At 68.1% G+C, this 12,791-nt stretch carries 9 protein-coding genes; 2 read left to right on the top strand and 7 right to left on the bottom strand.

What is annotated here, in order from left to right:
• The first annotated feature begins 11 nt into the window (after nt 1–11).
• Nucleotides 12–707, top strand: coding sequence for a hypothetical protein (locus tag BXA05_RS01525; RefSeq protein WP_143311000.1), 696 nt, complete (start codon nt 12–14; stop codon nt 705–707).
• Between the two features lie 166 nt (nt 708–873).
• Here the strand turns inward: BXA05_RS01525 and BXA05_RS01520 are convergent, their stop codons facing one another.
• Together BXA05_RS01520 and BXA05_RS01515 are read right to left on the bottom strand one after the other, a co-directional pair.
• The gene (locus tag BXA05_RS01520; protein WP_076403501.1) at nt 874–2,127 is read right to left on the bottom strand and encodes a DUF2637 domain-containing protein; all 1,254 of its coding nucleotides are present in this window, start codon (nt 2,125–2,127) and stop codon (nt 874–876) included.
• 164 nt (nt 2,128–2,291) lie between these two features.
• Nucleotides 2,292–2,666, bottom strand: coding sequence for a hypothetical protein (locus BXA05_RS01515; RefSeq protein WP_076403499.1), 375 nt, complete (start codon nt 2,664–2,666; stop codon nt 2,292–2,294).
• 534 nt (nt 2,667–3,200) lie between these two features.
• Between BXA05_RS01515 and BXA05_RS01510 the strand changes: the two genes are divergently transcribed.
• A complete protein-coding gene (locus BXA05_RS01510; RefSeq protein WP_076403498.1) occupies nt 3,201–3,443 on the top strand; it encodes a hypothetical protein in 243 nt (80 codons plus the stop codon).
• Between the two features lie 792 nt (nt 3,444–4,235).
• Here the strand turns inward: BXA05_RS01510 and BXA05_RS01500 are convergent.
• The 5 genes from BXA05_RS01500 to BXA05_RS20630 all read right to left on the bottom strand — a co-directional run bounded on the left by BXA05_RS01500 (nt 4,236) and on the right by BXA05_RS20630 (nt 12,665).
• Nucleotides 4,236–4,523, bottom strand: coding sequence for a hypothetical protein (locus BXA05_RS01500; RefSeq protein WP_143310999.1), 288 nt, complete (start codon nt 4,521–4,523; stop codon nt 4,236–4,238).
• Between the two features lie 164 nt (nt 4,524–4,687).
• Nucleotides 4,688–5,536 carry a toll/interleukin-1 receptor domain-containing protein gene (locus BXA05_RS01495; RefSeq protein WP_076403493.1) on the bottom strand — a complete coding sequence of 283 codons (849 nt, stop codon included), beginning with the start codon at nt 5,534–5,536 and terminating at the stop codon, nt 4,688–4,690.
• A 99-nt stretch (nt 5,537–5,635) separates the two neighbouring features.
• On the bottom strand, nt 5,636–7,096 hold the full coding sequence (locus BXA05_RS01490) for a DEAD/DEAH box helicase (RefSeq protein WP_076403491.1): 1,461 nt from the start codon (nt 7,094–7,096) through the stop codon (nt 5,636–5,638).
• 368 nt (nt 7,097–7,464) lie between these two features.
• The gene (locus BXA05_RS01485) at nt 7,465–7,833 is read right to left on the bottom strand and encodes a hypothetical protein (protein WP_076403490.1); all 369 of its coding nucleotides are present in this window, start codon (nt 7,831–7,833) and stop codon (nt 7,465–7,467) included.
• Nucleotides 7,830–12,665, bottom strand: a complete 4,836-nt coding sequence (locus BXA05_RS20630; protein WP_143310998.1) for a hypothetical protein — start codon at nt 12,663–12,665, stop codon at nt 7,830–7,832. The genes BXA05_RS01485 and BXA05_RS20630 overlap by 4 nt, the downstream gene beginning before the upstream one ends.
• Between the last annotated feature and the right edge of the window lie 126 nt (nt 12,666–12,791).

Below are 12,791 nucleotides of genomic sequence, written 5' to 3'. Positions count from 1 at the left end.
GCGCCATCACCGTGATCGAAGGGCTGCAGCCGGGGTCACGAGTGGTGGCCGCCGGACTCCCCGTTGTGGTCGAGGGCGAGACAGGCCTCGCCCTGGACCCGGAACATGCCCAGACTGCCCCTTACGACTCGCCATGGACGGTAAGGGCCACGTGGCCCGATTCACCCGAGCTCACCCTGCGGCCTGACGAGCTGCTGAAGGTGCACGGGATCTGGGACGGCTCCGGCATCGCAGTTTCGCGCGTCACGGTCACGCGCAAGGAGCGCAAGCCCCGCCAGCAAAGAGCCCCTGCCGGCAGACCGATCGAGCCATCGCGCTACGCCATCCTGCGAAAGGCGCTCGACGCGCTCACGGCCGCGGACCTGCTCGCCGCAGTGCACACCACGTCACGGAGCGACCTCGTCGGCAGCTTGTGTGTGTTCGACGCCCGCACCGCCCAACGCGTGCTGCGCGCGGAGGGCATATCAGTCACCCAGTTCCGGATCGTCCGGTGCCGGTGGAGCCGAACCGAGCTGGAGACGGCACGCGGCCTGTACGCGCACGTCCCCGACGAACTGCTCAGCGCCTTTGGCGAAGCGGTGACAGAGCAGGTGCAGCCGCAGGTCCTCCTCGAGGTGAAACTCGTGACACTAGACCTTGCGCGAGCGGTCTCTGATCTTCCAACGGGCCTTGTCAAGGTGACCCCGTACATCCGACCTGATGCCTGAGGGCACGGGCGTGGCACCGACGCATGAACCCGACGAGGACCATTTAGCCGGGGAATACGTCTCGCGCGAGGGGCGCGAGGGCTGCGCGTGGCTGTGAGCCGACGCCGTCGAGCGGCGCTGCCCCGCGCGGGCAGACAGACGCGGGTCCGCCCGCGCGGGAGGTGTCCTACACGGCGAGCAGCACAGCGTCCGTGTCCGGCGTCCGGGTGTCCGTCCGCCCGGCCTGGACCGCGGACACCCGAGCGCAGACGCTCGTCCGGCCGAGGCCGAGCGCGTCCGCGATCGCGCGCCCGGACAGGTCCGTCGTCTGGGCGAGGCGGTCAATCTCGTCGAGGCGCTCGGCCACGCGTCTGCGCGCGGCAGTCCGGATCGACCGGACACCGTCCAGGTGTCCGCCGTCCGCCGCGGTGTCCGTCGCCTCGGTGTCCACGGCGCGCAGCGCAGGTGCGCGCTCGACGACGACCGCAACCGGCGCGAGCGCGCCGACCGCAGCGGGCGTCTCCGGCGCTCGCCGCGACCGTCGTGGTGTCCGCGTCCCTCGTCGTGGTGTCCGCGTCGGTCGCGGCCTCGGTGTCCGTGTCCGTCGCGGGGGCGGTGTCCGTGAGCGGCCGAGGGCGACGCCGGCGACGACGTGGGCGGCGGCGAGCGTCATGAACGGGAACCCGGCGGCGAGGGCGGCGCCGACGATGCCCTGCCAGCCCTTGGGCCCGGCGTCCCAGGCGTGCGCGGCGTTGATCGCGGACGACACGGTGGTCAGGGCCCGCACGAGCGTCCAGGGCAGACGTGCGCTCTGGCCCCGGTGGGTGCGGACGAACGCGGCGATGACGTACCCGAGCATGGCGACCTCGAGCGCGACGGGCACGAGCCAGGCGAGGCGGACGGGGATCGCGGCCCAGGGCGCGGCCGCGGACAGGCCGGTGAACGAGAGCGTGAACGAGGCCGCGGCGACGGCGACGAGCACGACGAGCAGACCGGCGAGCACGAGGCGGTTGTCGGGGTTGATCCGGGCGGCCGTCGTCGGGCGGGGCGTGGCTGTGGTGGTCATGGCGGTGGTCCTCTCGTGCGTGTGGTCAGCGGGCGGTGCGCGCCAGGCGGCGGCGCGAGCGGCGGCGAGCGTCTCGGGCGACGGTGGTGCGGCCGCGTGGGCGGCGTCGTCCCTGGCGACGAGATCGCGGGTCGTGGTGGCGGGGCGGTCGGCTGCCCGGGGCGCGGGCGGGGGCGTGGGGCCGGACTGCGCGAGCGCGGTGCGGCGGTAGCGGAGCAGGCCCGCGCTGCGGGCCCCGGTGAAGTTCTGGGCGGCGAGTTCGCGGGCGACGTCGTCGGGCGTCCACCCGGCGGCGCGCAGCTCGCGGGCGTGACGGCGGACCGCCGTGGCCGTCAGGCCGCGGGCGAGGGGGTGGGAGCGGATCTCCTCCACCACCCCGTTCAGCAGGGCGTCCCGCTCGCCTACGACTTCCTCGACGACGGCGAGCGACCTGGTGGGGGATGGGGCAGGGGATAGGACAGGGGATCCGGCACGCCTCGCGACACCCTTTCGTCGCGAGGCGACACGAGTTCGTCGCGAGACGACACCTGTCGCGGCGCTCACGGCTCGTGCTCCTGGTGCTCGACGACGTCGACGTCGTCAACCCGGTCGTCGTCGTGCTCGAGCTCGACGACGTCGGCGCCGGGCGTCGTGAGCGCGTAGCGGGTCGTGGAGCCGCGCACGCCGGTCGAAGTGAGGGCGAGCCACCCGGCGTCGCGCAGACGCCGCAGTGCGGCCGTCGTGGCGGTTCTGCCCAGGCTCGTGCGTGCCTGCAGGCGCTCGGCCGCGACCCACACCCGCAGCGGCCCGGTGGACGCGTGGTCGGCGTAGGCGAGGGCGACGAGCTTGTTCGTCGCGGAGAGGGTCGACGTCCACACCGCGTCGCGCCACGCGTTCACGTGGCGGCGCGCGGACGTCGTCGGGTCGGGCGCCACCGGCGCTACGGGAAGGGTGCTGATAGCGTGAGCGAGAGCCATCTCGGAGGGTCCGTTCCTCTGGTTGTGGTCAGGCCCCGCTCGGTGTTCCAGCACCGGTCGGGGCCGTTCTGTTGTGGGCCTACGGGGTCGCGGGCGATTTCGAGTTGGTGGACCGCGCGCGCGGCGCGTCGACGCCGTCGGGGTCGCCGAAGCGGCCCGCGGCGGCGGATGCCGCGCGAGGCGCCATGTGGTGGGGAGCGGGGCGCTTGCGGCGCAGAGCTGCAACGCATCTGCAACGCAAGGGCCAGAGCAGGGGAGGAGTGCCTGGCGTTCTTGCAGGTCAGAGAGTGGGCCCCGTGGGGTTCGAACCCACAACCTACGGATTAAAGGGTAGTGTGGCCCCGTCCTGCGGTGTCCGTTTCCACGTATCGCAACACCACGGGTGAATCTCGGGGTGTCTCATCGAGGATGCTTGACAGTGAGCATGTAAGAGGGGGATAAAAGGGGGACAGGCAAACGGCACCCGCCCAGCCACCGACGCAGGGAGCAGTCATGGACGTCTCGCCCTCCTCATCAGCCCTCCGCACCAACCCGGCCGGCGACCTCGGGGTCCTCGTGTTCGGTAGCGCCCCGATCACCGAGCGCTACCCCGACGGGTCGCCCGTCCTGCCCATCCCGGCAGGTGCCACGCCCGACGACCTCACGCACGCCCAGGCCGACGGCTGGAACCTCCTCGGCATCGTCTCCGCAGGGTCGCCCGCCGGCCTGGTCGACATGTACGTCCTGAGCCGCTGACGCGGCTTACCCCGAAGCCACCGAGACCAACGACGCAAGGAAGGGGAGCAGCCGTGGACCACGCGCACCAGCACCCGTCATCATCACCACCACGCTGATGCGGGCCCGCGTCGCCCGCTTCCTCGTGCTGGCAAGCCCTTCGGCAGAGTCAGCACCAACGCCACCCCGCTCCCACGGCCACAGGCCGCAGGGGCGGGGTGGCGCATCCCTAGCCCCGAGCAACTACGCTCCGAGACCTGCCGTGCCGTCGGACGCCGCCCGCAGAGCGCAGGAGAGGCCCCGCACCGACAAACGGTGCGGGGCCTCAATGGTCGCGGATCGCCGTAATCGCGGGTGAACTGCTCAGCGCGGTGTGGTGTCTCCCCCGCGGCAAGCTCTAGCGTGTTGAATGCGCGCAAGGGAGGGTGTGATGAGCGCCGAGTTTGCCTCCACGGACTGGACCGAGCGCTGGGCTGCGATCCAAGACCGCCAGCGCCGGGAAGCGCACTGGGCCTTCTGGTCTGGATTCTTCCTGGTAGTCGCTCTTGGAATCGTGCTCGGCTGGGCGTCTGGGCCGATCGGATCGACCTTGCTCGCGCTGACGCTGGTGTGCGGCGGTGTCGCACCCCTCGCGGGATTCATTAACCGCGTCAGGGTGGAGCGACGCCACGAGCGCGAGACGGCACTACTGAGTGACTTGGCCCGCGTTGACGGCATCGCGCGTCGAGCGGTAGCAGGCGTACGCCTGATCCAAGAGGGCGGAACAGCGACTGGCGACGGCCCCTAGGTGCGCAGAGCCTCCTGTGTACGCCTCTAGTGCGCGTGCTGGCGGCGGTCCTCCCACCGGTCTAGGGGTGCACCCAGGGCGTGCACTAGAAGGGCGTACGGGATGCCTGCGAGGGGCCCGGTGACGGCCGCGACGAGCGCGGACCAGCACAGTGCCCACACCACCTGGCCGACGTTCGCCAGACCGACGAGCTGCGTCGACAGCTGCCACACCAGAACCGTGACGAAGCCCGCGAGGCCACCCCACCAGCCCAGCACGCCGGTTGCGACGGCGATCCGCAGCGACACCGGCCCGGATACGCGCCGTCGCCTCATCGTCCAAGGCGTCAACCTCAACCGTGCCCATGCCCACCACCGTCCCACCGCCGATGGGCGGTTGGAAGGGTGAAACCCTGCCGCTCATCATCGACCGAAGGGAGGGGGTGGCGGTCTGATTCCGCACTCGCTTTGACCGGGGGCATCTTAAATCCGCGACTCCACTAAGGGGTGGTACTGTCTGCGCTCACAATGAATTGCGATTCGGTCTTCACGGGCCGCACGATAGACGGGTTTGCACTGCTGCGGTAGTAGAGTTTGATCGGAAATCCAATCTTCTTGGCACGCATGGAGGCGCGCCTGACGGTGTTCACCGAGGGTCGCGACGCGAACACTACTCGAAGTTCACCATTCTGGTCGCTGATAGTGAAAGGATTTTCTTCTCCCAGGGCATCCTCCAGGGCTGCGAAGAGCACCTCAAACTCCGATGGCACTTGACGCGACGGGCTTGGGCGGACGCGTTCGAGCGAACGTACTGCCTCAAGAATCTCTTCGAGCAGTTCGCGCTCGGGACGTTCCGGAACCTTATCGGACGATTCTGGTACGGCCTCTCGGAATGACGATTCGAGGGTTGGCCAAAGGCTCTCGAACAGCCGGTTCAGCGCTTCATCTGGAATTGGCTTATCGAGTTGGCTGTTGATCGACTGCACCATCTCAAAGACTCCCTCACGAGTCGTGTTCGCCATGTGAAATTGTGAGAGAGGTGGCTCGATGTCGGCGGGACGAAGGCGGTGCAGGAGGGGCACGACGCGGCTCTTCCCTACCTTCTTGGAGATGGCGCCGGCTTCGAACAGTAGCCATCGAGAGTCGAGGTTGTCCGGTGTCATGCAGAGAATGCCAAACTGGGAATCCTCAAGCCATTCGGTTACCCGAGAACTCCATCGAATCCCAGGGTCGTTGTCAACTGCTGACATGTAGATGTCGGCTGATTGGATCAACATCTCAAGCCAACTCTTCAGGCCCTCGGCGAGGGCACGGCTCTCGCGCCCCGACCAACTTATGAAGATCTTCATGGCCAGAGTGTAACCAGGCGCACAAGTGCCCTGAACGCGGCCTAGCGCCCACACCCCCTAACTTCACCCCCTACACGGACCCCCTACACCCCCACATGCTCAACCCCACACGCCCATCGTGTGATGAGTGAGAATTCGATCCTGCTCCTCAGCCCACCAATCCTGCCTACACGGCTCCTCACGAGACGCCCCAGACAGCACCTGAGACGCCACCGCCTCACGCCCAGCCAGCACCCCAGCCTTCCGCCGAGCATCCGGCACATCCGGCAACACCGTGTGATGCACCACCCACGGGAACGGCGAACCCAGCCTCCGAATCCGCCCCTCCCGCTGCACCTCACGCGCAGGATTCCAAGAAGAATCCAACGACACCAACACGCCACACGTCTGCAAATTCAGCCCACGCTCCAACACCGACGACCCCACCAGCACCCGCGGCCCCGCCGGATCACGAAACGCAGCCACCGCAGTCGCGCGCCCCACACGATCCACACCACCATCCACCCGAACAAACGACACACCCACCGAACGCAGGCGCTCACACACCACATTCAGCACATCCTGAAACTCCGAAAACACGATCACCTTCGGTGTTTGGTGATAGTCAGCAGTCGTAACGAGGCGTATGAACTCATTTGCGGTCGCGGAGCTGCCGGCGGCGTACCTGGCGGCCTTGGCTCGCTTCTGGTGGCCGAAGAGTCCGGGCATGTTGGCGTAGCGGTCGTGCTGCTTTTGCTGGGGCGGTGTCAGTGAGACGAATGTGGTCTTGCGATAAAGGGTAGGGAGCGCGAGGCCGATGTCTTGGGCGGTGCGGCGAAGGGTGACACCGCTGAGGTATTCGCGGAGGCGGGTCTCGGCGCCGGGGAGGAACCCGACGGCGCGGGGCGGCAGCGGGTCACCGAGGATGTTGGTGCCGGCGGGTGCCCATTCGACGAACTCGCGGTCGAAGGTCTCCTGGTCCCAGAGGTTGGGTGTGCCGACGGCTGCGAGGGCGGCCCATGTCTCCGGGGGAACGGTCTCGACGGGTGTGGCGGTGAGGCCGATGCACCGTGTGGCGCGGGCGGAGAGGGTGCGGACCGCTTCCCAGTTCGTCTTGCCGCCCTTGACGGCCATGATTTCGTCCAGCACGAGGATGTGTGGTCGCCAGTGCGACACGAGGTTGGTGTCGAGGCGGGTGCGCAGGGTGTCGTACGAGATGACGATGGCGTGGAGGTCGTGGGCGAGCGTCGCCCACTCCTGGGTGGCCTTCTTGGACGGGTTGGTGGACCACGCCTTGTGCGTGGACGCGTCGATGGTGAGGTGGGGCAGGAGGCGCCGCAGCTCGTCGAGGGTCTGGTTGATGAGTGCGGCGTCGGTGACCCACACGACGGGCGGGCCGTCGGGGCGGCCCGGGGCCGAGAACGCGTCGTGGCGGGATGCGCGCTCAATGACGAGCGCTGCTTGGATGGTTTTCCCGAGGCCGACCTCGTCGGCCAGGATCGCGCGGGGGTGGGTGTCGAGGAAGTCGGCACCCGCGACCTGGTGCGGGTGGGGGTCGACGCCGAAGGTCTCGTTGGTCATGGGTTCCCTAGGGGTGTGGGCACGCGCGTGCCGCGTGCCGCCGACCATGTGGTGGCGTCGCGTGAGCGCGACACCGTAGGCCGTGACGGTTGGTCGTGGGAGAGCGGCGGCTCCGCCGGCCGCTCTGAATCCCGTGACGGGATGGGTCGAGGTAGCGGCTTCGCCGCTTTACCCGGGACGGTGAGGGGTGGCCCAAGGCACCCGTCACCTCGTGGTCCGTGACCGGTCCCGGTGGATGACCCCCAATTTTGGGGGTCTAACTAGTAGTTGTTACATGTAGTGAATCTCTTTGGGGAGATTCACCATGGAGAGATTAGAGGGCAGATTCTGGGGGTGATCATCTACCCCGATTTTGGGGGTGATCCCCGTCAGGGCGTGGTGAGGACGTACACGAGCTTGCGGGGATCGAGTGCCCGTAGACCTTCCACATCTGGGTAGTCGCGGCGGTCGACGACCACGAGGAACCCCCAGTCGCGAAGCTTGCGAAGTGATGCCTCGGCAGACTTGCCCCGGCCTCCTGTGGCGAGTCCCATGCGTTCGTCGATCGTCTTGGCAGAGGGCCAGATTGGGCGTCCGGGGTTGGACGAGTCGGCGTAGGTGACGAGGACGGCGGCGGTCCCGAGCAGCGTGGGCGACTTGTTGGGCACCCGGTGGTCACGGAGCTTCGTGAGCCAGACGAGCGGCTGAACCGCTCGCTGGTCGGCTTCCTGTCGGGGCGTCTTCTTCGGGGTGGTCAACCGATCACCACCTCGGCCGACAGGTCGTCCGCGGCGAGGGCGCGGTTGGCCATCTGCTCAAATCCGACGTCCTCCGCGGCGAGAGCCTGGACCCATTCGGCCCAAATCTCAGCCAGCCCGGACTCCTCCGCCTTCTTCGAGTCGAGAGACGTGATGCCCAGTTCCGCCATGCGGGTGCGCATCATCTTCCGGCTCTCCAGGTAGGTCGACAGCTGTTGCATATCGGACCGTGCTGCGAGGGACTGGTTGTCCCGGATCGCGGTCCCCATCGTCGACAGGAACCGGACCGCGCTGTCGCCCGTGAAGCCGGACTCGTACGCCGCAGCCCACGCGGGGTTCTCCTGCTTCATCTGCGACAGGAACTCGTCGCGGATGAGCCGGAAGTCCTCCGCGCCCTTGGAGCGGATCGTGGTGCCCGCTTCGTCGAGAGCGAGGTTGAGCATGGTGTGGAACTTGTTCCAGTCGTTCCAGCCCTTCGACACCTGAACCTCGTTGTACGCGTCCCCCGGGTCCTTGATCGTGCGCCACGTCTTCGACGTGCCAACCCCGATCGTCTGGCGCTTCTGCTGCTGGTACGCCCCCTGGGAGAACTCGCCCCCAAGGTTCGCCGCACCAGCGAACGCCCACCCGTACTCCGGTGTCTGCGCCACCTGGTTCCGGTACTTCTTCACCTCGTCCATCGCGGCATCCGACGCGCGCACCCCCGTCTCGTTCAGAGACAGCGAGATGGTCATGTCGAAGTAGTCTGGGTAGTCCTCGCGGAACTTGTCCTCCGCGTCCTTCCCGTACTCCTCGATGTACCGGTTCCACTCCTGCCGGTACCACTCCAGACGCCCCTGAGGGGACGTCGAGAACGGCGCCTGAGAGCCGAACGCCTTCATGATGTAGAAGTTCCGGGCACGCTTGGCGACGAGGGCCATGGTCTCGGCCTTCGTCTTGGGCTCGCTCTCGCCCGTGGTCTGGGCTTGCATCTCTTCGGCCAGGAGCTGGGCGTAGGTCTGGGCGAACCGGTCTTCGCTCATGGACTGGTCGATGGCGGTGCGCGCGTTGCGTACCCACTGGGGCAGCGCCTGGTCCGTCGCGCTGTCCGCCGTTGGCCCGTAGGGGAGCAGCCACTTCCCGATGGGGTGCTCCGCCCAGGCTGAGGGCAGCACCTTGACCAGCGCCTCGTTCGCGGGGATCGACATGAGCGGCCCCGGGCCGGGCAGCCAGAACGGCTCGCCCTGGAAGATGACGTTCATAGACCCCTTGGACACGCGCACGTGGTCGTCCACGCCAGCCCAGTCCGCGAGAGCCTTCGGGATCGGGATGTGGATGTACCCCTTCGTGGGGTCCGACTCGTGGCCGATGACCTCACCCAGGGAACCGTCCTCCAGGACCCGCACCACGTCGCCGTTCGGCAGGATGCGGTTACCGTCCTCGTCCGTCACCTCGAACATCTTGTTCGGCGCCTGGTACACCTTCAGCATCAGAGGCGCAGCCTCCCAGTGCTCACCGAAGATGCGCGCCCACTTCGCCATCGTGTCTTCCCACGCCGAGTAGAACGGCATCAGGAAGCGCATGTGGTATCCCAGGTTCGACTGCCGCGACGTGTCGAACATGACCTTCGCCACGTCCCGCCGCGCCAACAGGTCCGCACGGTTGCGCAGCTGGTGAACCTCGGCGCGGGTGAGGGTGGCGGACTCGCGGCCGGTCTGCGAGATGAGGTGTTCGAGGCGTCGGGAGAAGGCGTCTCGGTAGAAGGGGTGACGCCCCATGACGGTCTCGGGAATCTCGGCGGCGTACTTGAAGTAGGTGCTGCGAGCCTTGTTGTACCCGTTGACGAGGGGGTTGCCCTGGTCGATGGCTTCCTTCAGGTTGTGGGGCACGACGGGTCGCGGCGTCCCTTCCGGGAACGCGACGTCGATGTCCTCAGCGCGGAGGTTGCCGGCCATGGCCTGGTTGCGAATCTCCTGCGTGGGCAGGAGGGCGTCTACGTGCTCGCGCTGGGCGTTGAGGAGGTCGAGCTCACTGAGCCACTTCGCTTCTCCCTTCTGGTTGGTCGCGAACGCAGCCCAGTACTCCCGGCCCTCGGGGGTCTCGCGCATCCAGGCCAGGAGGGTCTGGTCGTCGGCGCCACCGGCGAGGGACTTCAGCACGTGGTCGTTCCGTACGTGCCGGTTGACGGCGTCGAGGTAAGCGTCGGCCCAGCCGGGGTTCTTGGCGTCGACGAGCGCGTAGCGGCCGGAGGTGCGGAGGCTGCGGAGCGTCAGGGTCCGCTGGGTCTCCATGAGTCCGAGGATGGAGGCACGGGCGTCGGTGAGGTCGTGGACGCGGGTGTACGCCTCACGCCCGCCCATGTACGGATCGGTGATGGACGGGGCGGTGAACTCGCCCGTCTTGGCGTCGAGGCCCGCGGAAGAACCCTGGAACGCCTTCAGGTCCGTCTTCCCGCGGCGCACCGCGCCCTCGATGTCGGGCCGCTCCGCCTTGAAGTCGTCCAGCGACTTGTCAACGATGGCCTGCTGACGGGCTCGCTCCGCGGTCGCCGCCTTCAAGCGCTTCCCCGACAGGGACGGGATCGTCTCGTCCAACTCCTCCAGGCGGGCGTGCGCCAGCATCTTCTGCTGGTACAGCTCGACGGCGGCCTTGTCGACGCGCTCCAGGTTCCGCAGCGAGTTGCCCATGCCGCGCATCGCGGTCAGGCCGTGGCGCATCACGCCGATGTGCGCCAGGGCGCGGGCCTGTGTGTCGACCTGGACGCGGACGGGGTAGCCGAGGGGGCGCAGCAGCGCGACGAACTTCCAGAGGTCGTTGAAGGAGGCCAGCCCGGCCTCAGCCCACTGGTACGCGCCCGTCGCGGTCTTGCGGATCATGCCGGGCGTGAGCCTGGTTCCGAGGGCGTTGTCGACGGCCTTCCAGTCGACGATGGACACGACGTCCTGGAACTGGGACGTCGCGATGGATCGAGCGAGTTCGTCGGTGAGGGCGTAGATGCCGTCGTCGGAGGCGATGGTGGTTGCGCGCTCGGCGTCCAGCGCCTGCTTAGCGCTGAGACCAAGTCGCGCCATCTCCTCGTTGCGTCGTCCGACGATGTCGCGCACGGCCCAGCGGATTTCGGGTGCGCTCACGCCGTTGCGCCCGGCGTGCCGCGACACCAGGTAGTCCTCCGCGAACTTGTTGAAGTCGCGAACCACCTCGTGCCGCTGCGTGCGAGACAGGCCCGGGTCGAGCGACGAACGCGCCGACACGAACCGGTCACGAAACTCCGCCAACCGGCCCAGCGCCTCGTCGTTCTTGTCCTTGCGGAGCATCCGCTCCACCCGGCCAGTCGCCGCCTCGAAGCCCTCGTAAGCGTCATCCGCGGACAACTTCAGCGTCTGCGGGATGTGGCGGCCCGCGACCAGGTGCACCGGGTGCAGCGCCGGCGAACCCGACAGCGTCTTCACCACGCCCGCCGCCCTGCGGTCCGCGCGGAACGCCGCCACCATGCCCGGCGTCTCCTGCACCGCGGCAGCCTGCCCGCGACGCACCGTCGCAGACACGCCATCAACCCCGAGGCCACCGGTACCCGAGTCGATCACGCGCTGGATCGCGCCCAGCTCGTCACGAATCTGCTGCTGCTGAGCCTCCACCTGCCGCTGCACCAGGGTGTCCTTGTCCAGCAGGGCAAGGGAATCCTTGTGCGAGATGGCAGGGTTCGCCAGAATCTCGGCCGCCGCCGTGTCGGCGTTCGGCCCCACCATGCGCTCCAGCTCCAGGGACAGCATGTCGGACCGCTCACGCAGCGCCGTCAGCGCCTTGCGGTCGCCCGCACCCGCGTAGATCACCTGATCCATCAGGGACTTGGCGTCCGCCTCGTCCACGCCCACCTCGCGGGCGCGGCGCATCATGAACGCCACCGCGCCAGCGTCCGTCGTCTGGGCGATCAGCGGGTCCTTCGCCACCGCGGCCACACCGCCAGGCTGGTTCAGCACGTCGTAGTACCGGTCCGTGGTCCGCTCAACAGCGGACTGGAAGCGGTTCGCCTTGAACGACCCCGCCTCGACGGTCTCGGTCGCGGCACGGTTCAGGCGGGACGCGTTCGCGGCAGCCGCCACGTCCACAGCATCCACCGCACGGGCAGCCTGGAACGCCTTCGAACCGCCCGCGGTAGCCAGGACCAGCGGGTCCGCGTAGATGTTGAACGCCGCATCCGCGACACCCGTCACCCACTTCTGGCCACCAGACCCGAAGTACTCCGCACGGGCACCCACCAGCTCGGGGTCATCCAGCAGCGGCAGCGTCGTGCGACCCGTCTTCGGGTCGAACGAACCCGCATCCTTGCCCTCAGGCTGGAACGCGGCACGCCCCTGCTCCCACACAGCCTGCGACACCGACGACTGGTTCTGGACCTCCTGCGTCCAGTAGTTGTCCCGGAACTCCGGGTCAGTGAACGCGAACCCAGGCAGCACAGACCCCAGGGTCTGCAACGCGTTGACCGGGCCACCCTGCGTCATCTGGTCGTTGCCGTACCGGAACGCCGCACCGTAGTAGTCACCGGTCCAGCGCACCGGGGCGCCCATCGCCTCCAGCAGCCAGTTCCCCGCACCATCCGACCGCAGCTGCGGGTTTGCCTTGACCTTCGCCTGCTCCTGCTTGAACGACGCCTGCGAGCCAGCACCCTCGAACGACTGCCGGAGCGTCGGCTGCTGCACACCGAAGTAGGAAGACGGCTGTGCGAGTCGGCCGGCTGCTCGGGCCTGGTCCTGGTCGCGGGTGACCTTCGCGATACCGACGGATGCGCCGAGGGGCGCGCCGGCCTCGAAGGCGGCGCCGATTCGGGTCATGAGGTCGTGCTTCTTGGGCTGCAAGGTTGGTCCTCCGGGTCGACGGGGAGTGTGCGGGCACGCCAAAGGCCCGCGTATTGCTGTCTGTGCGGCGATCCTGTGCGCGTCTCAGCGCTTCCGGGTGCCTGTGGTGCCCCGAGTGCTGGGGCG

Origin of the sequence: Cellulosimicrobium funkei (assembly GCF_900155925.1) — a bacterium.
In the GTDB taxonomy this organism is placed as follows: domain Bacteria; phylum Actinomycetota; class Actinomycetes; order Actinomycetales; family Cellulomonadaceae; genus Cellulosimicrobium; species Cellulosimicrobium funkei.
Note: the sequence above shows the minus strand (reverse complement) of the source record. Positions and strands in the feature narration are given on the sequence as shown.